At 71.4% G+C, this 19,847-nt stretch carries 19 protein-coding genes; 2 read left to right on the forward strand and 17 right to left on the reverse strand.

The genetic code is table 11. From position 1 onward, the window contains the following. Positions 1-110: 110 nt before the first annotated feature. The 9 genes from AB0C66_RS20580 to AB0C66_RS20620 form a co-directional block, all read right to left on the reverse strand. Positions 111-524, reverse strand: a complete 414-nt coding sequence (locus AB0C66_RS20580) for a DUF3151 domain-containing protein (protein ID WP_362440245.1) — start codon at positions 522-524, stop codon at positions 111-113. 144 nt (positions 525-668) lie between these two features. Beyond that, on the reverse strand, positions 669-2,309 hold the full coding sequence (locus tag AB0C66_RS20585; protein ID WP_362440248.1) for an MFS transporter: 1,641 nt from the start codon (positions 2,307-2,309) through the stop codon (positions 669-671). A 157-nt stretch (positions 2,310-2,466) separates the two neighbouring features. After that, entirely contained in the window at positions 2,467-3,492 is a 1,026-nt protein-coding gene (fbaA, locus tag AB0C66_RS20590; protein WP_362440251.1) for a class II fructose-bisphosphate aldolase, read from the reverse strand. 203 nt (positions 3,493-3,695) lie between these two features. Further along, positions 3,696-4,235 (reverse strand): orotate phosphoribosyltransferase, encoded by a 540-nt coding sequence (gene pyrE, locus AB0C66_RS20595; protein WP_362440254.1) that lies wholly within the window; start codon positions 4,233-4,235, stop codon positions 3,696-3,698. Between the two features lie 54 nt (positions 4,236-4,289). After that, entirely contained in the window at positions 4,290-5,102 is an 813-nt protein-coding gene (locus AB0C66_RS20600; protein WP_362440257.1) for an aldose 1-epimerase, read from the reverse strand. A gap of 66 nt (positions 5,103-5,168) precedes the next feature. Beyond that, a complete protein-coding gene (locus tag AB0C66_RS20605; RefSeq protein WP_362440260.1) occupies positions 5,169-6,116 on the reverse strand; it encodes an SRPBCC domain-containing protein in 948 nt (315 codons plus the stop codon). Between the two features lie 95 nt (positions 6,117-6,211). Next, complete coding sequence (locus AB0C66_RS20610) at positions 6,212-7,762, reverse strand: polyamine aminopropyltransferase (protein WP_362441079.1); 1,551 nt, start codon at positions 7,760-7,762, stop codon at positions 6,212-6,214. 173 nt (positions 7,763-7,935) lie between these two features. Next, positions 7,936-8,520, reverse strand: coding sequence for a DUF2617 family protein (locus tag AB0C66_RS20615; RefSeq protein WP_362440262.1), 585 nt, complete (start codon positions 8,518-8,520; stop codon positions 7,936-7,938). A 360-nt stretch (positions 8,521-8,880) separates the two neighbouring features. Further along, entirely contained in the window at positions 8,881-9,156 is a 276-nt protein-coding gene (locus tag AB0C66_RS20620) for a hypothetical protein (RefSeq protein WP_362440265.1), read from the reverse strand. 129 nt (positions 9,157-9,285) lie between these two features. Here AB0C66_RS20620 and AB0C66_RS20625 point away from each other — a divergent pair, with 129 nt between their 5' ends. Beyond that, the gene (locus tag AB0C66_RS20625; RefSeq protein WP_362440268.1) at positions 9,286-10,497 is read left to right on the forward strand and encodes a pyridoxal phosphate-dependent aminotransferase; all 1,212 of its coding nucleotides are present in this window, start codon (positions 9,286-9,288) and stop codon (positions 10,495-10,497) included. Between the two features lie 95 nt (positions 10,498-10,592). On the opposite strand, the gene AB0C66_RS20630 is transcribed toward AB0C66_RS20625, so the two are convergent. Next, complete coding sequence (locus AB0C66_RS20630) at positions 10,593-11,129, reverse strand: YbjN domain-containing protein (protein ID WP_362440271.1); 537 nt, start codon at positions 11,127-11,129, stop codon at positions 10,593-10,595. Positions 11,130-11,270: 141 nt separating this feature from the next. Continuing rightward, positions 11,271-13,865: an ATP-dependent chaperone ClpB gene (gene clpB, locus AB0C66_RS20635; RefSeq protein ID WP_362440274.1), complete on the reverse strand. Its 2,595-nt coding sequence runs from the start codon at positions 13,863-13,865 to the stop codon at positions 11,271-11,273. Positions 13,866-14,007: 142 nt separating this feature from the next. Between clpB and AB0C66_RS20640 the strand changes: the two genes are divergently transcribed. Further along, on the forward strand, positions 14,008-14,412 hold the full coding sequence (locus AB0C66_RS20640) for a TIGR03618 family F420-dependent PPOX class oxidoreductase (RefSeq protein ID WP_362440277.1): 405 nt from the start codon (positions 14,008-14,010) through the stop codon (positions 14,410-14,412). A 19-nt stretch (positions 14,413-14,431) separates the two neighbouring features. On the opposite strand, the gene AB0C66_RS20645 is transcribed toward AB0C66_RS20640, so the two are convergent. From AB0C66_RS20645 to dnaK, 6 genes are all read right to left on the reverse strand, one after another. Beyond that, positions 14,432-14,839, reverse strand: coding sequence for a cupin domain-containing protein (locus AB0C66_RS20645; RefSeq protein WP_362440280.1), 408 nt, complete (start codon positions 14,837-14,839; stop codon positions 14,432-14,434). Between the two features lie 86 nt (positions 14,840-14,925). Next, the gene (locus AB0C66_RS20650) at positions 14,926-15,474 is read right to left on the reverse strand and encodes a hypothetical protein (RefSeq protein WP_362440283.1); all 549 of its coding nucleotides are present in this window, start codon (positions 15,472-15,474) and stop codon (positions 14,926-14,928) included. An 89-nt stretch (positions 15,475-15,563) separates the two neighbouring features. Next, complete coding sequence (locus AB0C66_RS20655; RefSeq protein ID WP_362440285.1) at positions 15,564-16,043, reverse strand: helix-turn-helix domain-containing protein; 480 nt, start codon at positions 16,041-16,043, stop codon at positions 15,564-15,566. A 5-nt stretch (positions 16,044-16,048) separates the two neighbouring features. Further along, positions 16,049-17,230: a molecular chaperone DnaJ gene (gene dnaJ, locus AB0C66_RS20660; protein ID WP_362440288.1), complete on the reverse strand. Its 1,182-nt coding sequence runs from the start codon at positions 17,228-17,230 to the stop codon at positions 16,049-16,051. Positions 17,231-17,275: 45 nt separating this feature from the next. Beyond that, a complete protein-coding gene (gene grpE, locus AB0C66_RS20665) occupies positions 17,276-17,932 on the reverse strand; it encodes a nucleotide exchange factor GrpE (RefSeq protein ID WP_362440291.1) in 657 nt (218 codons plus the stop codon). Next, entirely contained in the window at positions 17,929-19,794 is a 1,866-nt protein-coding gene (gene dnaK, locus AB0C66_RS20670) for a molecular chaperone DnaK (protein WP_362440294.1), read from the reverse strand. The genes grpE and dnaK overlap by 4 nt, the downstream gene beginning before the upstream one ends. Positions 19,795-19,847 lie beyond the last annotated feature (53 nt).

The following is a 19,847-nucleotide window of genomic DNA, read 5'->3' on the forward strand; positions in this document are numbered from 1 at the left end:
GTTCGCATCATGCGTGTCATGGGGATGTTCGGCAAGTACGGATCATCGACGGATCGGGGCCCGCCGGAACGGATCACCGCCGACAGGCCCCGGCCTCCGAGGGAGGCGGCTCAGGAGAGCGTGTCCGCCGCGGTCGGGGAGCTCTCCCGGAGGAACGTCGAGCAGCGCTCGTACTCCTCCTGCTCACCGATGGACTGGGCGGCGCGGGCGAGCGCGTGCAGGGCGCGCAGGAAGCCGCGGTTGGGCTCATGCTCGAACGGCACCGGGCCGTGGCCCTTCCAGCCGCTGCGGCGCAGGGCGTCGAGCCCGCGGTGGTAGCCGGTGCGGGCGTACGCGTAGGACTCGACCACCCGGCCGGCCTCGAACGCCTCGTCCGCGAGCTGTGCCCAGGCGAGGCAGGAGGCCGGGTGCTCCGCGGCGACCTCGGAGGGGGCCGCGCCGGAGGCGAGCAGCTCCCGGGGTTCCGGGTCGTCGGGCAGATGGGTCGGGGGCGGTCCCCCGAGCAGGTTCTCGTGAATGGCCATGGGTTCCAGTCTGCCTGGTCGGCCCCCACCCCCGATACGCGGCGCGGAGTCTGCCCCAACGCGCCCTCACCCGCGACTGCGCGCCCTCGCGCGGGGCTCCCCCGCGGGCGGGACCCCGAGGCCGCGCCGGAGGCGGTAACGGTGTCAGGTCTGGCGTTCTCCGGGGTCGAGGGGTGGGGCGGTGATGCCGCAGTGGTAGGCGCACTGGGGGCGGGACGGGGCGCATGGACGCTCCTCGCGCCCCGCGGCGGCCGTCACCTCCTCGGGGACCCCGGCGCCCTCCCTCGGCGCCGGAGGTGGCACCTCCGGCGCCTCCGGCACCTTCAGCACATCCGACCGCACCATGCTCCACGCGAGGAACGCGCCCACCACCAGCACCACCGCACAGATCGGCATCGCACGCCGGAAGGCCTCCGAGAAACGGTCCGCGGACCGGTACGCCTCCTCGCTCATCCCCGCCAGCAGCGGCAGCGCCGCCACCGCGACCAGGCCCGCCGCCCGCGCCGCCGCGTTGTTGATTCCGCTGGCCAGGCCCGCCCGTGCGACATCCACCGAGGCCAGCACGGTCGCGGTGAGCGGGGCGACAAGCACCACCATGCCCAGCCCCATCACCAGCAGCGCGGGCAGGATGTCCCGCCAGTAGACGGCGCCCACCCCCGCCCGCGTCATCAGCAGCATCCCGGCCGCGCACAGCAGCGGGCCGACGGTCAGCGGGATCCGCGGGCCGATCCGTTTGCCGAGCTCGCCCGAGCGGGCCGACAGCAGCAGCATCAGCACGGTGGTCGGCAGCAGCGCGGTGCCCGCCTCCAGGGCGGAGTAGCCCACGACCACCTGGAAGTCCAGCACGGACAGGAAGAAGAAGCCGCCGAACGCCGCGTACACGCACAGCGTCACCCCGTTCACGGCGCTGAACTGGCGCGAGGAGAAGAGCGACAGCGGCAGCATCGGCTCGGGCCGCCGCCGCTCCACGGCGATGAAGGCCACCCCCAGCAGCACCCCGAGGACCGCCGGAACCACCACGGCGGGCGATACGCCCCCGGCCGGGGCGGCGATCAGCGCATAGGTCACCAGGGCCAGCGAGAGCGCGCCCAGCGCGGCGCCCAGGACGTCGAACCGGCCGTGCGCCGCCGGATCCCGGGTCTCGGGGACGTGGCGCAGCGCGACCGGCACGCACAGCGCCGCCATCGGCACATTGATGAAGAAGACCCAGCGCCAGCCCGGTCCGTCCACCAGCCAGCCGCCGAGGAACGGCCCGATCGCCGCGCCGACCCCGCCGAAACCGGACCACAGCCCGACCGCCCGCGCCCGGTCATCGGGGTGGATCACGGACTGGATCAGGGCCAGCGAACCGGGGGTGAGCAGCGCGCCGCCGATGCCCTGGAGGGCGCGGGCGGCGATCAGCACCCCGGCGCTCGGCGCCAGCCCGCACAGCAGTGAGGCGAGGGCGAACCACACCACTCCGACCACGAAGACCCGCCGCCGTCCGAACCGGTCCCCGAGCGCCCCGCCGAGCAGGATCAGCCCGGCGAGGGTGAGCATGTAGGCGTTGACGGTCCACTGGAGGACGGCCAGATCGGCGTTGAGGTCGAGCCCGATCCGGGGCAGGGCCACATTGACCACGGTGCTGTCGATCAGCGCCATCGCGGACCCCAGCACGGTGGTGAGCACCACCCAGCGCCCGGCGGGCTCCGAGAGCCGCACCAGCGAGGGGCCCTCCGCGCCGGGCGGGCCGCCGCCCACCGCCGCCCCGCGCGCCGCCGCGGGCCGGGGCGAGGAATCGCTCATACCTGGATCATCCTCGCGCCGCCCGCCCGTGGCCAGCCCACAGCGGAAACCATCGGCGCACCGAGCGACCGGGCGGTGGAACGGGCCGGGCCCGGGGCTCCGCCGCGATGGCGGGACCCCGGGCCCGGAGGGACGCGCGCGCCGAGGCGCGCCCGTGTCACTTGCTCAGCGTCGTACCCGTGGAGCGCAGGTTGGCGCACGCCTGCGTGACGCGCTCGGCCATGCCCTTCTCGGCCAGCTTGCCCCAGCTGCGCGGGTCGTACGTCTTCTTGTTGCCGACCTCGCCGTCGACCTTGAGCACACCGTCGTAGTTGCGGAACATGTGGTCCGCGACCGGGCGGGTGAAGGCGTACTGGGTGTCGGTGTCGAGGTTCATCTTCACGACACCGTTCTCCAGCGCGGTGAGGATCTCCTGCTCGGTGGAGCCGGAGCCGCCGTGGAAGACGAAGTCGAACGGGTCCTGCTGACCGCTCTTCGCGGCGATGCCGTCCTGGAGCTGACGCAGCAGCTCGGGGCGGAGGACCACATTGCCCGGCTTGTAGACGCCGTGGACATTGCCGAAGGACGCGGCCAGCAGGTAGCGGCCCTTCTCACCCAGGCCCAGGGCCTCGGCGGTGCGCTCGACATCGGCGACGGTGGTGTACAGCTCGTCGTTGATCTCGTGCGTGACACCGTCCTCCTCGCCACCGGTCGGGGTGATCTCGACCTCGAGGATGATCCTGGCCTTGACGGCCTCGGCGAGCAGCTCCTGCGCGATGGACAGGTTGTCGTCGAGCTTCTCCGCGGAGCCGTCCCACATATGGGACTGGAACAGCGGGTTCTGCCCGCTGGCCACCCGCTCCTGGGAGACCTTGAGCAGCGGACGGACATAGCCGTCCAGCTTGTCCTTGGGGCAGTGGTCGGTGTGCAGCGCGATGTTGACCGGGTACTTCTTGGCGACGACGTGCGCGAACTCGGCGAGCGCGACCGCGCCCGTCACCATGTCCTTGCTGTACTGACCACCGAGGAACTCGGCACCACCGGTGGAGATCTGGACGATGCCGTCGCTTTCGGCCTCGGCGAAGCCACGCAGCGCCGCGTGGAGGGTCTGGGTCGAGGTCACGTTGATCGCCGGGTAGGCGAACTTGCCTGCCTTCGCCCGGTCGAGCATCTCGTTGTAGATCTCAGGGGATGCGATGGGCATCTGTCCGCTCCTTGTGATGTGCGGGTGAGGTTCTGGGCCCTGACCTAGAGGGGCGACGTCATCGTCATGGCCATCCTTCCAGACTCCACCGGTTGCTCCACCCGGCGCACTCGGGGATGGCACGGAAGGGGGCGGGTGGTTTCACGTGAAACCACCCATGTCAGCGAGTCCGAGACCGCTCGGCTGCCGCCTCCGCGGCCGTCTCAGTCGAGGCCGAGATCGGCCAGCGAGTAGGCGGGAAGGTAGCGCAGCCCGGCCTCGGCGATGGCCGGAGCGGCACCGCGCTCGACGATCGTGGCGACGGCGACGACCTCGGCGCCCGCCTCGCGCGCCGCCTCGACCGCGGTCAGCGGGGAGCCACCGGTGGTGGAGGTGTCCTCGACGACCAGCACCCGGCGGCCGGTGATGTCCGGGCCCTCGATCCGCCGCTGAAGACCGTGGGTCTTCTGCGCCTTGCGGACCACGAACGCGTCGAGGCGGCGGCCCCGCGCGGCGGCCGCGTGCAGCATGGACGTGGCGACCGGGTCGGCGCCGAGGGTGAGCCCGCCCACCGCGTCGTACTCCAGGTCGGCCGTGGCGTCGAGCATGACCTGACCGACCAGCGGCGCGGCCTCGGCGTCCAGGGTGATCCGGCGCAGGTCGATGTAGTAGTCGGCCTCCCGCCCGGAGGAGAGGGTCACCTTGCCGTGGACCACGGCCTTGTCCTTGATCTGCCGCAGCAGGGCGTCACGCGCATCGCTCATGCCGACGAGCTTATGCGGTGTGCCGCGACGCCCCGCGACACCCTCCGGACGGCCCTACGCCAGGCTGCGCCAGCTCCAGGTCATGGCCATCTCCAGCGGGTCGATGGGCGTGACCAGGCGCGGCAGGGTGTTGAGGCCGTTGGGCGGCCCGGACTGCGGCTCGACGCACACCGCCTCGGCCTGCTCGTCGTAGACCACCACCCACTCACTGCGGCTGGCGACCTTCAGCTCCAGCCGTCCGGGCCAGGTGAGCGTGACATCCACCCCGGCGGGCATGCCGAAGCAGTCGTCCCAGGGGCCGGAGCGGGGCGGGATCCGGTGGCCGGTGGGGAGGTGGTCCTCGCCGCGCTCCTCCTGCCACTCGGCGTCGAAGTCGAGCCGGACCTCCGCACCGCCGTCCTCCAGGGTGCGCAGGAACCAGGGGTGCCAGCCCGCCTGGGCCGGGAAGGAGTCGCCCCCGGTCTCCACGCTCATGGTCACGGTCAGCCCGTCCGGGCGGAGCTCGAAGCTCTGGGTGACCCGGCCCTCGTACGGCCACGGGTCCGCGAGGTCGTAGGTGAAGGCGGCGGTGGACGGACCGCTGGCGACCTGGCGCCAGGCCACGTCCCGGCCGGTGCCGTGGATCGCGTGCGGCGGTGCGTTGACGGGCAGTTGATGGGCGCGGCCGCCGTCGCGGAACCGTCCGAGCGCGACCCGCCCGCACCACGGCACCATCGGGAAGGCCCCGTACCGCGGGCCCTGGCGCAGCAGCTCCGTACCGCCGATCCGCAGCGAGCCGATACGGCAGCCGTTGTCGGGGGAAACGGTCAGCTCGGCGTCACCGGCGGTCAGCCGTACGCCCTTGGTCTCCGTTGTCTCTTCGGTCACGTCTACGAGCCTATGCGCAGCGGCTCATCGGCCGCCGCTCACCGGCCAGGCGTCACCGCCCACGCGTCACCGGCGGCGGCGGAGCACCCGGCGGCCGACGACAACGGCGGAGGCGAGCACCACCGCCGCGGCGGGCGCGGCCCAGCGCAGTGCGGCGCTGGTGGAGACCGTCTGCGGGGCGGGGACGGGGGCGTAGCGACCGCGGGGCGGGGCGTGGTCGACCTCCTCGGTGGAGCGGCCGATCATCGTGCGGCGGGCGTGCGCGGCCTCGGCCGGGGGCTCGTCCTCGGCCTCGCCCAGACCGCTGGCCTCGTCCATGGAGCCGACGCCGTCCACATCGTTGAGATCACCGACGTCGTCCAGCTCACCGAAACCGGCGTCGGCGGCGGCCGCGGCCTCGAGGGCCGCCTGGTCGTCGTCCAGCTCCGCACGGGGGTCGAGGGAGGACGGCGGGATGTCGGTGTCGAAGACCGACCGCGGCTCACCGTCGGCCCCGTCCCGCCCGTCGGGCCCGTCCTGCGCGTCCTGCGCGTCCTTGCCGTCGGTCCCGTCCTGCGCGTCGGGCGCGGCCGGGGTGATCGGGGACGCCTCAAGGCCGGACGTCAGCGCCGCGGCGAAGCGGTCCAGCAGCCGGCGGCCGGCGGTGGACACGGCCTCGTCGTCGAACTCCGCGAGCCGGCCGTCACGGTGGACCGTCCCGGAGCAGCCCAGCGTGGTGCCGCCCTCGGCCGCCTCGAGTGTGACGGTCAGCGTGACCTTGACCGAGCCGCTGCCGCGCGCCTCGGTGCCCTCGCCCTCCACCTCGAAGACGCCGTCGCGCTCACCGACGCGCAGCGCCCCGCGGTAGGTGATGGTGGACCCGCCGATGCGCAGCCGCAGCCGACCCGCGAGCGGCCCCGCCGCCTCGTCGGCGTCCTGCTGGAGCCCAGGGACGCAGCGGGCGATGCGATCGGGCTCCGTAAGCGCCAGCCGGACGGTGTCGACGGGAAACGGAACGAACACCTCATGCTCCATAGCTCAAGACACTACCCATCGCGCGCGACGTGAGACCCGCTCCCGCGCAACTTTCGCCCCGTTCTCGCCCTCTCCGGTGTCCTCGCCGGTCCTCGCTAGTCCTCGTATCCGTACCGCGGGTGCATCAGCGTGGAGGCGGGCAGTCCGGGCCGCCGGTGACGCACGGCCGCGCGGCCCGCGGCCCGGAGTCCACCGGGGGTCAGGAAGTGCGGTCGCGGACCGCGGGGGGACAGCCGCAGCGGCACCGGGGCGCGGGCCGCCAGCAGAAAGCCCCAGTCACGCGGTGCGTCATCGGTGCCGGGCACGGACAACACCGGCCGCCGCGCGCCGATCACATACGGAGCGGTCCACAGCCCGGCCGACCGGATCGTCGCGTTCACCGTCCAGTACGTATGTGAGCTGGGGTGCAGCGCGCCCGCGTGCACGACCAGCCGCCCGCCGGGCGCCAGCACCCGCTCGGCCAGCCCGTAGAACTCCTGGGAGTAGAACTTGGTGCTGGGGGTGAGCCGCGGATCCGGCAGATCGCTGACGACCACGTCGTACTCGGCGCGCCGCCGCAGCCAGTCGAAGGCGTCGGCGGTGACCACCCGCACCCGGGGGTCGCGGTAGGCGCGGGCGTTGAGCGCGGAGAGATCGGGGTCGCGGCGGGCCAGCCGCACCACCGCCGGATCGCGCTCGACGACGGTGAGCGACCGGACCCCGGCGTACCGCAGCACCTCGCGGGCCGCGAGCCCGTCGCCACCGCCCAGCACCAGGACGCGGCCGTGCGGTCCGGCGGCCATGGCCGGGTGGATCAGTGCGTCGTGGTAGCGGACCTCATCGCGGCCGGAGACCGCCAGCCGCCCGTCGAGGAAGAGGGTCAGCGGGCGCCCGCTGGCCCGGCCGCCCGCGAGCACCACCTCCTGGACACCGCTGCGCAGCGCGACGCGGACCCCCGGGCCGTAGACCGCCTGGCGGGCGGCGCGCTCGAAGGAGGGGGTGAGCGCGGCGCCCGCGGCGAGCACGGTCAGCACCGTCACATTGGTGACGATCAGCGTCCAGCGCGCGCGGCCGCTCAGATCGCGCCGGAACAGCCACAGCACCAGGGCCGCGCCCGCCACCGCGTTGACCGCGCCGGTGACCAGCGCACCGGTCAACTGCCCGAAGGCGGGCAGCAGAAGAAAGGGGAAGGCGAGCCCGCCGACCAGCGCGCCCACATAGTCCGCGGCGAACAGGTCGGCGACCGCACCTCCCGCGTCCTGCCGCCGCACCCGCTGGATCAGGGTCATCAGCAGCGGTACCTCGGCGCCGATGAGGACGCCGATGGCCAGGGAGAAGCCGACGAGCGCGGAGCGGGAGTGGCCGCACCACGCGAAACTCGCGTACAGCGCCATGGCCGAGCAGCCGCCGACCAGGGCCAGCACCGCCTCGACCGCGGCGAAGCCGACGGCGGCCCGGCAGCGCAGCCGCTTGGCCAGCAGCGAGCCGATGCCCATGGCGAACACCATCACCGACAGCACCACGGACGCCTGGGTGACCGAGTCACCGGCCAAATAGGAGGCGAGGGCGACCAGTTCGAGCTCATAGACCAGACCGCAGGCGGCGCAGACGAAGACGGTGAGGAGGACGAGGAAGCGGCCGAGCCCGGCACGGACGGGCAGTGGCACCGGAGGGTCGGACTCCGGCGACGGCGCATCCGAGACGGCGGACGTCGGAGCATCGATCACATTGGGAACGTTACGTCACATAATGCTTACCGTTTGTCACCCACACGGGTGCATTGACGGGCAGGCATCCGCACTCCGCCCCGACTGTCCGGGGTCGCCACCAGCCCTTGGGATCAGGGGATTTGGGCGGGCAGTCCGCCCTCCGGGAGCTTGCCCGCGAGCCCCTCCGCGAGCGGCGGCCGCAGCCCGGCCGGGCGCCGGGCCCCCACACAGGTGCGGGTGGTCACCAACCGCCCCTCCTGGGGATAGGCATGCCAGGTCCGCCAGCCCACCGTGCCCTCGTGCCACTGCGCGAGCAGCGCGGTGAAGGCGTGCGGACTGCCCGGAAACGTGCCCGCCAGACCGTGCGGATGGTCGGCGACCAGGGCCAGCAGCTCCTGGGCACGCCCGGCGAAGGACCTTTCCGACAACTCCTCGACACGCGCCGCGAATTCGTACTCGCAGCCGTCGACAAGGGTGGAGACGCCCAGCGGAAGCGGGGTGCTGCTGCCGGACATACAGGCCACGGTCTCCGAGCAGTGGCCGTTCGCACCGTCGAGAAGCACTTGATGGGAGGCGCCGAGCAGCCTCAACTGCATCGTATGGCCGTGGAGTTGGAGATCGAGTGCGGCCAGGGCCGGAAGGGGCTCCCGCCCCAGGCACCAGGCGAGATCAGCGGCGCGGGTATCGGTGTAAGCAGTCTTGAGGGTCGTGAGCATGGATCGGCTCCGCAAGCACGCAGTGGTAAAAGATGGGCCGGCTCGTCCCGCGGTGGACCAGGGGTATACGCATACGCCGGCTCGTGCCCACGTGGGGTCCGTAGGGTCGGTGGTGGTATACGGAATCATGAAATGCTCGGCGCCACATCGTTTTTACCCACCTTCACCGGGTTTCCACCCCCTAGGGCGCCCACCAGATCAAGTGTTCAACAACCGAGTGCCCGGCGCACGATGGCGCGCCGGGCACGGAATATGAATTCTACGGATCGTCAGTTCACTGTGTACGCAGGCTAATCGGCGTAAATCCGGATGATGCGGGCCGGTGTGGATACCCCGGTACGGATACCCCCGGCGCGGCCGTCAGCTGCCGCCACCGCCACCGCCGCAGCCCCCTCCGCCACCGCCGCCACCACAGGACGAACCGCCGCCGCAGCCACTCCCGCCACCGCAGGAGGAGCCGCCCCCTCCGCAGGACGAGCCGCCGGCGCTTCCGCCCCCGGCCCACCAGCTACCGCTGGATCGCCGGCCGTAGCCCCGCTTGTGCGGCAGCGAATCCCCCTTGGCGCGGCCCGCCCCCACCGCGGCCAGCGCCACGACCGTGAAGGCCACCACCACAAAGACAATGACGGAAACCATGCGTCCTCACTCTCCTTCCAAGCCCCCGTACAGCGAGGTACCGCGTCGTACCTGACCCGCTCATGCCCGCCGCCGTCAGGGCCAAAAGCGGAGTTGAGGAAGTCCAGAGGTTCGGCGGAGGATGGCGGCATGGGACGACCGCTGCTCAATCGCCGACTGGCCGCCTTCGGCACCACGATCTTCGCCGAGATGTCCGCCCTCGCCGTACGCACCGGCGCGATCAATCTGGGCCAGGGCTTTCCCGACACCGACGGCCCGGAGGAGGTGCGGGAGGCCGCCGTGCGCGCGCTGCGCGACGGCCGCGGCAATCAGTACCCGCCCGGCCCCGGCATCCCCGAACTGCGCACCGCGATCGCCGAGCACCAGCTGCGCTGGTACGGGCTGACCTTCGACCCGGACCGTGAGGTACTGGTCACCGCGGGTGCCACCGAGGCGATCGCGGCCTCGCTGCTGGCCCTGGTGGAGCCGGGCGACGAGGTGATCGCGCTGGAGCCGTACTACGACTCCTACGCCGCCTGTATCGCGATGGCGGGCGGGACCCGGGTCCCGGTGACCCTCCGGCCGCGGGGCGACGGCTTCGGCCTGGACCTGGACGAGCTGCGGGCCGCCGTCACCGACCGCACCCGCCTCATCCTGCTCAACACCCCGCACAACCCCACCGGCACCGTGCTCACCGCCGCCGAACTGGCCGCCGTCGCCGAGCTGGCCGTGGAGCGCGATCTGCTGGTGGTGACCGACGAGGTCTATGAGCACCTGGTCTTCGAGACCGGCCACACCCCGCTGGTCTCCTTCCCCGGGATGCGCGAGCGCACGGTGACCATCAGCAGCGCGGGCAAGACCTTCTCCTTCACCGGATGGAAGGTCGGCTGGGTGACCGGCTCCCCCGAGCTGGTCACGGCGGTGCGCTCGGCCAAGCAGTATCTGACCTTCGTCTCCGCCGGGCCCTTCCAGTACGCGGTCGCCGAGGCGCTGCGGCTGCCGGACGACTACTTCCACGGCATCCGCGAGGATCTGCGCGCCAAGCGCGATCTGCTGGCCGAGGGGCTGGCCGACGCGGGCTTCGGGGTCTTCCGCCCGTCGGGCACGTACTTCATCACCACCGATATCCGCCCGCTCGGCGAGAGCGACGGCTTCGCGTTCTGCCGCTCGCTGCCCGAGCGCTGCGGGGTGGTCGCCGTACCGGAGGCGGTCTTCTACGACCACCAGGACCAGGGCGCGCCGTTTGTGCGGTTCGCCTTCTGCAAGCGCGCCAAGGTGCTCACCGACGCGGTCGGACGGCTCAAGGGTCTGGCGGGCCGAGCCGCCCGAGGGCCTTCGGACAGGGGCCTCGAAGGCGCCTGAAAACGCGTGAGCCCGGCCACGCACCGCACCTCTCGGGGCGGTGCTGCGGCCGGGCTCCGGCTATGTCCTCGCCGTGTCCTCGCGGACCCGGGGGCTCAGCTCTCGTCGTCGCCGGGCTTCTCTTCGCCGTCGGACTCGATATCGGCCTCCAGGCCGAGCTGCTCGACCAGCCACTTGTCGAACTCGATGGAAGCCCGCACCCAGCTGACCGTGCTGGACACGAAGTGCTCCAGGCTGACGCCGGTGCCCGTGAGCATCTGCGCCTCACCGATCAGCCGGACCGCGCCGTCGTCGTTGGTGTGGGTGTAGACCTTCGGCCACAACGTACGGCGGTTCCAGTCGTCGATCGCCTCGAGCAGCCGCGGCTTCTCGTCGATGCCGTGCGGCCGGTCGTAGAACGTCCGGACGGAGAAGACCTGCTGCTCCTCCTCACCACGGAACATGAAATAGGTGCGGAACTGCTCCCACGGCGCGGCGAGGTCCCCTTCCTCGTCAACGACGTACTTCAGCTCCATCTGCTCCAGCAGCTGCTTGACCAGGTCCTGGTCGGGCAGCACGGGGCCGCTCGGACCCGCCGGATCGGGCTCGGGCTGGCCCCCGAAATTCGGAATCGAGGACGGGTCGATGCTCACCGTGGATTTCCCTTCGTATGGATACCGCCATCCTCCCTCACACCCGCCCCCGCGTCGCAACCCCAGCCGGGTTTTACTTGATCACCAAGGCGCGTGCTCCGGCGCGTGATCCTGGGCGGGCCCGGCGCCGGGCCGGGCGCGCTACTGCGCCGGACCGACCAGGAGGTCGTCGCCGACCCGGTCCACCCGGACCGTGTCGCCGTCCCTGACCTCGCCGGACAGGATCTCCTTGGCCAGCCGGTCGCCGATCGCGGTCTGCACCAGACGGCGCAGCGGGCGGGCCCCGTACGCCGGATCGTTGCCCTCCTCGGCCAGCCAGGCCAGCGCCGCCGGGGTGACCTCCAGGGTGAGCCGCCGCTCGGCGAGCCGCCGGGCCAGCGCGCCGACCTGGAGCTCGGCGATCCGGGCCAGCTCGTCCTGGCTCAGCGCGGAGAAGACCACCAGGTCGTCCAGGCGGTTGAGGAACTCGGGCTTGAAGGAGGTCCGTACCGTCTCCAGCACGCTCTGCTTCTTCTCCTCCTCGCCCAGCAGCGGATCCACCAGGTACTGGCTGCCGAGGTTGGAGGTGAGAACGAGAATGGTGTTGCGGAAGTCGACCGTGCGGCCCTGGCCGTCGGTGAGCCGTCCGTCGTCGAGGACCTGGAGCAGGATGTCGAAGACCTCGGGGTGGGCCTTCTCGACCTCGTCCAGCAGCACCACGCTGTACGGGCGGCGGCGCACGGCCTCGGTGAGCTGGCCGCCCTCCTCATAGCCGACGTAGCCGGGCGGGGCGCCGACCAGCCGGGCCACGCTGTGCTTCTCGCCGTACTCGCTCATATCGATACGGACCATGGCCCGCTCGTCGTCGAAGAGGAAGTCGGCGAGCGCCTTGGCCAGCTCGGTCTTGCCGACCCCGGTGGGGCCGAGGAAGAGGAACGAACCGGTGGGCCGGTCCGGATCGGCGATCCCGGCACGGCTTCTGCGCACCGCGTCCGAGACGGCGCGCACGGCCTCGGTCTGGCCGATCAGCCGCCTGCCGAGCTCGTCCTCCATGCGCAGCAGCTTCTTGGTCTCGCCCTCCAGCAGGCGGCCGGCCGGGATACCGGTCCAGGAGGCGACCACATCGGCCACATCGTCCGGGCCGACCTCCTCCTTGACCATGGTGCCGCGGTCCTCCCGCTGCACCTCCTCCTCGGCCTCGGACGCCTCGGCGAGCTCACGCTCGACGGCCGGGATCTCCCCGTAGAGCAGCTTGGAGGCGGTGTCGAAGTCGCCGTCCCGCTGGGCGCGCTCGGCCTGGCCGCGCAGCTCGTCGATCTTCTCCTTGAGCTCACCGACGCGGTTGAGGCCCTGCTTCTCCTTCTCCCAGCGGGCGGTCAGCCCGCGCAGCTCCTCCTCCTTGTCGGCGAGGTCGCGGCGGAGCTTGTCCAGACGCTGCTTACTGGCCTCGTCGGTCTCCCGGGCGAGCGCCATCTCCTCCATCTTCATCCGGTCCACCGAGCGCTGGAGTTCATCGATCTCCACGGGTGAGGAGTCGATCTCCATCCGGAGCCGGGAAGCGGCCTCGTCGACCAGGTCGATGGCCTTGTCGGGCAGGAAGCGGGAGGTGATGTACCGGTCGGAGAGGCTGGCGGCGGCCACCAGCGCGCCGTCCGCGATCTGCACCTTGTGGTGGGCCTCGTAGCGGCCCTTGAGCCCGCGCAGGATGGCGACGGTGTCCTCGACGGTCGGCTCGGAGACCAGGACCTGCTGGAAGCGGCGCTCCAGCGCGGCGTCCTTCTCGATCCGCTCGCGGTACTCGTCGAGGGTGGTGGCGCCGACCATGCGCAGCTCACCGCGGGCCAGCATGGGCTTGAGCATATTGCCCGCGTCCATCGAGGAGTCGCCGCCGGCGCCCGCGCCGACGACGGTGTGCAGTTCGTCGATGAAGGTGATGATCTGGCCGTCGCTGGACTTGATCTCGGCGAGGACGGTCTTCAGCCGCTCCTCGAACTCGCCGCGGTACTTGGCGCCCGCGACCATCGCCCCGAGGTCCAGCGCGACCAGGCGCTTGTTCCGCAGGCTCTCGGGGACGTCGCCCTTGACGATGCGCTGGGCGAGCCCTTCGACGACGGCGGTCTTGCCGACACCCGGCTCACCGATCAGCACCGGGTTGTTCTTGGTGCGGCGCGAGAGCACCTGCACCACACGCCGGATCTCCTGGTCCCGGCCGATGACCGGGTCGAGCCTGCCCTCGCGCGCGGCGGCGGTGAAATCGGTGCCGAACTTCTCCAGGGCCTTGTACGTGCCCTCCGGATCGGCCGTCGTCACCCGCTGTCCACCCCTGACGTTCTCGAACGCGGCGAGCAGCTTCTTGGCGCTCGCCCCCTGCTGGTCGAGCAGCTCCCCGGCCTGGCCGCCCTTGGCGGCGATGCCGATGAGGAGATGCTCGGTGGAAACGTAGTCGTCGCCGAGCTCCTTCGCGCGCCGGGCCGCGTCCGCGATGACGGCCAGCAGCTCCCGGCTCGCCTGCGGCGGGGCCACGGTGGAGCCCTGGACGCTGGGCAGCGCGGCGAGCAGCCGCTCGGCGCCGCCGCGCACCTGGGCCGCGTCGGCGTCGACGGCGGCCAGCAGGTCCATCACATTCTCGTTCTCCTGGCCCTGGAGCAGGGCGAGCAGCAGATGCGCGGGGGTCATGTCCGCGTGTCCGGCGGTCACCGCACGGTCATTGGCGGCGCTCAGCGCCGCCCGGCTCTTGTTGGTCAGCTCGGCATCCACGTCCCTGTGCTCCTCCTCGCATCCATGACCTGCTGCTGGGCCCCGTCCCGGGACCCAATCCTGCCCTACCCATCCTCCGTAAACTTGAGTCTATTGCACTCAACTGTGCTGTGCCACTCCTTCCGGCCGTAGGTTCTGGGCCATGGCCATCGACCCCCGCGATCCGGACCCCGGCTATCTCGCCTTCTGGCGGGAGCGCCATCTGTGCACCCTGACCACCCCACGCCCGGACGGCACCCCGCATGTCGTCCCGGTCGGGGTCACCTACGATCCGGAGGCCGGGCTCGCCCGCGTCATCGCCAGCGGCCACAGCCGTAAGGTCGCGCACGTCCGGGCGGCGGGCGAGAGCGGTGCGCGGGTCGCCGTCTGCCAGCTGGCGGGCAGACGATGGGCCACCCTGGAGGGGCTCGCGGTGATCCGCGAGGAGCCCGGGCTGATCGCGGACGCGGAAGCCCGCTACACCGAGCGCTACCAGCGCACCCCGCGCCCCAATCCCGCCCGGGTCCTGATCGAGATCACCCTCACCCGGGCCATGGGCCGGGCGTAGGCCGCGCGCCGCCGGTGTCTCAGTCCCCGTCCCCGTCGTCGGCGTTCTCGTCCTCGGCGTTCCCGCGCCGCTCCGCCTTCGCGTAGCTCTCGGCCATCGCACCGGCGAAGTCGTACACCACGACCTGCTCGTCGCCGACCACCCACGCGTCATGCCCCGGCGGGCAGACGAAGACGTCTCCCGGCCCCACCTCGGTCTCCGCGCCGTCGGCCATCCGCAGCCGCATCCGCCCCTTGGCCACGAACCCCGTGTGATGGACCTCGCACAGATATGTCCCGGCGATCGGCCGCACCGACTCCTTCCAGCGCCAGCCCGGCTCGAAGACGCCCACCGCGAAGTCCAGTCCCGTCAGATGCACGGTGTCGAGGTGGCCCCCGGGAAAGTCACGCCGCTCATCGGGCTTGTCGATCGTCTTGACTTCCAGCATGGTGCTACCTCCTGCCGTACCTCCATGGTGCTCCTCACCCGCCCCGCCGTCGCGCCACCGAGGTGCCCCGGGCGGGCCGAGGCGGCCTAGTCCGAACGGCCGGACGAGGGGCGCCAGTGGAGGGTCCAGTGGCCGGAGTGGCCGGGCGGGAGGGCCACGTCTCGGCGGACGGCCGCGTAGTACTCCTCGCGCGCGGCGCGCTGGCGGGCGAGCAGCGCGGACCAGCCCTCCGCGGTACGGACCGGCTCCCGCAGGAACTGCTCGATCTCGACGACCGCGACCACCCAGGCCCGCGCCCGCTCCACCACTTCGGGGGTGCCCAGCATCAGCAGCGCCTCCCCCGCCGGATCCCTGGCGTCGGTGGCCTCGGCGAGACCGGCCGCCGCCTCCTCGGGGGACAGCGGATGCGGGTGCGGATCGACCCCCAGGTGGGAGGCGATCCGGTAGGCCAGGGTGACGCTGCGCTTCAGCGCCGTGGCGTAGTCGGCGTAGACCGCCAGTCGGCGTTCCTCCCAGCGGGCTCGCTGTTCGCGGCGGAAGCGTGCCTCATCGCCCTTGGTGATCGCCAGATACGAGCCGAGGGCACCGACGAGGACACCGAGCAGGGCGGGAAGCTGTTGTATGAACGCGGACATGGCCACACCGTAGAGCGCGCCGGAACGCCGGAGGACCGGCGGCCGGGCGCGATGCCCCCGGCCGCCGGTCCTCGGTCGACGTCACCTTGTCATTCGGATCGCTTGGGCCGCCAGACGACCAGTGCGCTGGTCTGCTGGACGTCCTGGTAGCGGACCAGGTCGCGCCGGTAGGAGGCATGGACCTGGGCCTCGCGCTGCTGCATGGCCGCCGCCGCGCCCTCGACCGCGGACTGGAGCTCGGCCACCCGGGACTGGAGGGCGGCGACCTGGTTCTCCAGTTCGATGATGCGCTTGATCCCGGCGAGGTTGATGCCCTCGTCCTGGGACAGCTGCTGCACCTGCCGGAGCAGCTCGATATCGCGCGCGGAGTACCGCCGGCCGCGGCCGGCGGTGCGGTCGGGGGAGACCAGGCCGAGGCGGTCGTACTGACGAAGGGTCTGCGGATGCAGACCGGAGAGCTGAGCGGCGACCGAGATGACGTACACCGGCGACTCGTCGGTCAGCTCGTAGGGATTGCGGGCCCGGCCCGCGCCCCTGCCTCCGATTCCTCCTCGGCCGTGCGGCTCCATGGGGGTCACGCTCCCTTCGCGGCCTGGAACAGCTCCGCCCGCGGATCCTCACCCGCGGTCGCCTCGCGATACGACTCCAGCGCCTCGCGCGCCGTGTCGCTGAGGTCCTTCGGCACCGCGACCTCGACGGTGACCAGCAGATCGCCCCGGGTGCCGTCCTTGCGGACCGCGCCCTTGCCGCGCGCCCGCATCGTCCGGCCGTTGGGCGTGCCCGCCGGCAGCTTCAGGGTGACCGGGGGGCCGCCCAGCGTCGGCACCTTGATCTCACCGCCGAGCGCCGCCTCCGAGAAGGAGACGGGCACGGTGACGGTCAGGTTGTCCCCCTTGCGGCCGAAGACCGGATGCGCGTCCACATGGACGATGACGTACAGGTCACCGGCCGGACCGCCGGTCTCGCCCGGGGCGCCCTTGCCACGCAGCCGGATCCGCTGGCCGTCGCTGACCCCTGCGGGGATCCGGACCTGCATGGTGCGGGCGGAACGAGCCCGTCCGCTGCCCTTGCAGGTCTCGCACGGGTTCTGCGCGATCAGCCCGCGGCCCCGGCACTCCACACACGGGTCGGTGAGCGAGAAACCGCCACCGCCACCGCGGCTGACCTGCCCGGTGCCGACACAGGTCGGGCAGACCCTGGGGGTGCCGTTCTTGTCGCCGGTGCCGGAACACTCCTTGCACGGGGCCTGGCTGGACATCCGCAGGGGGACCGTGGCCCCCTCCACCGCCTCGGTGAAGCTCAGCGTCACCTCGGACTCGATGTCCTGACCACGCCTCGGCTGGGTGCGGGAGCCGCCGCCGCGGTTGAAGAGACCGCCGAAGACATCCCCGAGACCGCCGCCGAAACCGCCGGCGCCACCGCCGCCGCCCTGACCGCCGCCTCCGAAGAGGTCGCCCAGGTCGAAGTTGAAGCTGCCGGTGGAGCCCGGACCGCCGGGACCGGGGCGGAAGCCGCCGTTCCCGAAGAGTGAGCGGGCCTCGTCGTACTCCTTGCGCCGCTTGGGATCGCCGAGGATGTCATTGGCCTCGGAGATCTCCTTGAAGCGCTCCTCCGCCTTGGCATCGCCCTTGTTGGCGTCCGGGTGGAACTCGCGCGCGAGCTTCCGGTACGCCTTCTTGATCTCCGCCTCGGTCGCGTCCTTGGGGACGCCGAGGACCTTGTAGTAGTCCTTCTCGACGAAGTCCTTGGTGCTCATCCCCGACGTCCCTCCTCTCTCGTCTTCCTCGCCGTCACCGCCGCGTCAGCCCTCGTCCGGGCCACCGCTCTCCTCGTCCGCCTCCGCGCCCTCGCCCTCGCCGCCCTTGGTGGGGGTGGCGCCCGGCTGGGGCTCGGCGACCGCGACCCGAGCCGGCCGGATCGTACGCTCGCCGATTCGATACCCCGGCTGCAAAATCTGCACGCACGTCGTCTCGGTGACATCGGGCGCATACGAGTGCATCAGGGCTTCGTGCACCAGCGGGTCGAAGGGCTCGCCCTCCTTGCCGAACTGCTGGAGGCCCAGCTTCGCCGCCACCGTCTCCAGCGATTCGGCGACGGACTTGAAGCCGCCGACCAGCTCGCCGTGTTCACGGGCGCGGCCGACGTCGTCGAGCACGGGCAGCAGCTCGGACAGCAGGCCCGCTACGGCGACCTCCTTGACCGAGATCCGGTCCCGCTCGACCCGGCGCCGGTAGTTCTGGTACTCCGCCTGGAGCCGCTGGAGGTCGGCCGTCCGCTCGTTGAGCGCCGTACGGACCTGGTCCAGCTGCGCCTGGATGGCCACCTGCTCGAGGTCCCCTGCGGGGGCCGGACCCGCCTTGTCGGCGGACCCGGCGCCCTTCGCCGCGTCGTCAGGGGTCTGCGCGGCTTCGGAGGGGACGTCGGGCTGCTCCTCGAAGCCCGGGGTCTCCTCCGTCACGCGGCACCACCCTGGCCCTTGTCGGCCTTCTCGTCATCGACGATCTCGGCGTCCACCACATCGTCCTCGGCCTTGGCCTGGCCCTCGGCGCCCGGCTCACCGGCGGCGGCACCGGCCGCGGCCGCGCCCTCGCCCTGCGCGTACATGGCCTGGCCCAGCTTCTGGCTGACCGCCGCGACCTTCTCGGTGGCGGTGCGGATCTCGGCCGTGTCGTCGCCCTTGAGCTTCTCCTTCAGCTCGGTGAGCGCCTCCTCGACCTCGGTCTTGACGTCGCCGGGGACCTTGTCCTCGTTGTCCTTCAGGAACTTGTCCGTCTGGTAGACGAGCTGCTCGGCCTGGTTGCGGGTCTCGGCGGCCTCGCGGCGCTTGTGGTCCTCCTCCGCGTACTGCTCGGCCTCGCGCATCATGCGGTCGATGTCGTCCTTCGGCAGCGCGGAGCCGCCGGTGACGGTCATCTTCTGCTCCTTGCCGGTGCCGAGGTCCTTCGCGGCGACGTGCATGATGCCGTTGGCGTCGATGTCGAAGGCCACCTCGATCTGCGGGACCCCGCGCGGGGCCGGCGGCAGACCGGTGAGCTCGAACATCCCGAGCTTCTTGTTGTACGCGGCGATCTCGCGCTCGCCCTGGTAGACCTGGATCTGCACGGACGGCTGGTTGTCCTCGGCCGTGGTGAAGATCTCCGAGCGCTTGGTGGGGATCGTGGTGTTGCGCTCGATCAGCTTGGTCATGATGCCGCCCTTGGTCTCGATACCGAGGGACAGCGGGGTGACGTCCAGCAGCAGGACGTCCTTGACCTCACCCTTGAGCACACCGGCCTGGAGGGACGCGCCGATGGCGACGACCTCGTCCGGGTTCACACCCTTGTTGGCCTCCTTGCCGCCGGTCAGCTCCTTGACGAGCTCGGCGACGGCGGGCATGCGGGTGGAGCCGCCGACCAGGACCACGTGGTCGATCTCGGACAGCGAGATGCCCGCGTCCTTGATCACGTTGTGGAACGGGGTCTTGCAGCGCTCCAGCAGGTCGGAGGTGAGCTGCTGGAACTGGGCGCGGGTGAGCTTCTCGTCCAGGTGCAGCGGGCCCTCGGCGGAGGCCGTGATGTAGGGCAGGTTGATGGTGGTCTCGGACGAGCTGGAGAGCTCGATCTTCGCCTTCTCGGCGGCCTCGCGGAGGCGCTGGAGCGCCATCTTGTCCTTGCCGAGGTCCACGCCGTGGCCGTTGTTGAACTGCTTGACCAGGTAGTCGACGACGCGCTGGTCCCAGTCGTCACCACCGAGGTGGTTGTCACCGTTGGTGGCCTTGACCTCCACCACGCCGTCGCCGATCTCCAGCAGCGAGACGTCGAAGGTGCCGCCGCCGAGGTCGAAGACCAGGATGGTCTGGTCGTCCTTCTCCAGCCCGTAGGCGAGCGCGGCGGCGGTAGGCTCGTTGACGATACGCAGGACGTTGAGGCCCGCGATCTCACCGGCTTCCTTGGTCGCCTGACGCTCGGCGTCGTTGAAGTACGCCGGGACGGTGATGACCGCGTCAGCCACCTTCTCGCCCAGGTACGACTCCGCATCCCGCTTGAGCTTCTGGAGGATGAAGGCGCTCATCTGCTGGGGGTTGAAGTCCTTGCCATCCAGGTTGACCTTCCAGTCAGTGCCCATGTGGCGCTTGACCGAGCGGATGGTCCGGTCCACGTTGGTGACCGCCTGGCGCTTGGCCACCTCACCGACCAGCACCTCGCCGTTCTTCGCGAACGCGACGACGGACGGCGTGGTCCTGGCGCCCTCGGCGTTGGTGATGACGGTGGGCTCACCGCCTTCGAGAACACTGACGACGGAGTTCGTCGTACCCAGGTCGATGCCGACCGCACGAGCCATTTCGTAATCCTCCAGCTACCGCTTCGAGTACAGCATTGAGTGGAACAGACTCA

The organism is Streptomyces sp. NPDC048636, from assembly GCF_040650655.1.
Classification (GTDB): Bacteria; Actinomycetota; Actinomycetes; order Streptomycetales; family Streptomycetaceae; genus Streptomyces.

Excerpts from the sequence above, each read along its gene's own strand:
- AB0C66_RS20580 (WP_362440245.1), bottom strand. The coding sequence starts at position 524 with ATGGCCATTCACGAGAACCTGCTCGGGGGACCGCCCCCGACCCATCTG.
- AB0C66_RS20585 (WP_362440248.1), bottom strand. The coding sequence starts at position 2,309 with ATGAGCGATTCCTCGCCCCGGCCCGCGGCGGCGCGCGGGGCGGCGGTG.
- fbaA (WP_362440251.1), bottom strand. The coding sequence starts at position 3,492 with ATGCCCATCGCATCCCCTGAGATCTACAACGAGATGCTCGACCGGGCG.
- pyrE (WP_362440254.1), bottom strand. The coding sequence starts at position 4,235 with ATGAGCGATGCGCGTGACGCCCTGCTGCGGCAGATCAAGGACAAGGCC.
- AB0C66_RS20605 (WP_362440260.1), bottom strand. The coding sequence starts at position 6,116 with ATGGAGCATGAGGTGTTCGTTCCGTTTCCCGTCGACACCGTCCGGCTG.
- AB0C66_RS20615 (WP_362440262.1), bottom strand. The coding sequence starts at position 8,520 with ATGCTCACGACCCTCAAGACTGCTTACACCGATACCCGCGCCGCTGAT.
- AB0C66_RS20620 (WP_362440265.1), bottom strand. The coding sequence starts at position 9,156 with ATGGTTTCCGTCATTGTCTTTGTGGTGGTGGCCTTCACGGTCGTGGCG.
- AB0C66_RS20625 (WP_362440268.1), top strand. The coding sequence starts at position 9,286 with ATGGGACGACCGCTGCTCAATCGCCGACTGGCCGCCTTCGGCACCACG.
- AB0C66_RS20640 (WP_362440277.1), top strand. The coding sequence starts at position 14,008 with ATGGCCATCGACCCCCGCGATCCGGACCCCGGCTATCTCGCCTTCTGG.
- AB0C66_RS20645 (WP_362440280.1), bottom strand. The coding sequence starts at position 14,839 with ATGCTGGAAGTCAAGACGATCGACAAGCCCGATGAGCGGCGTGACTTT.
- AB0C66_RS20650 (WP_362440283.1), bottom strand. The coding sequence starts at position 15,474 with ATGTCCGCGTTCATACAACAGCTTCCCGCCCTGCTCGGTGTCCTCGTC.
- AB0C66_RS20655 (WP_362440285.1), bottom strand. The coding sequence starts at position 16,043 with ATGGAGCCGCACGGCCGAGGAGGAATCGGAGGCAGGGGCGCGGGCCGG.
- dnaJ (WP_362440288.1), bottom strand. The coding sequence starts at position 17,230 with ATGAGCACCAAGGACTTCGTCGAGAAGGACTACTACAAGGTCCTCGGC.
- dnaK (WP_362440294.1), bottom strand. The coding sequence starts at position 19,794 with ATGGCTCGTGCGGTCGGCATCGACCTGGGTACGACGAACTCCGTCGTC.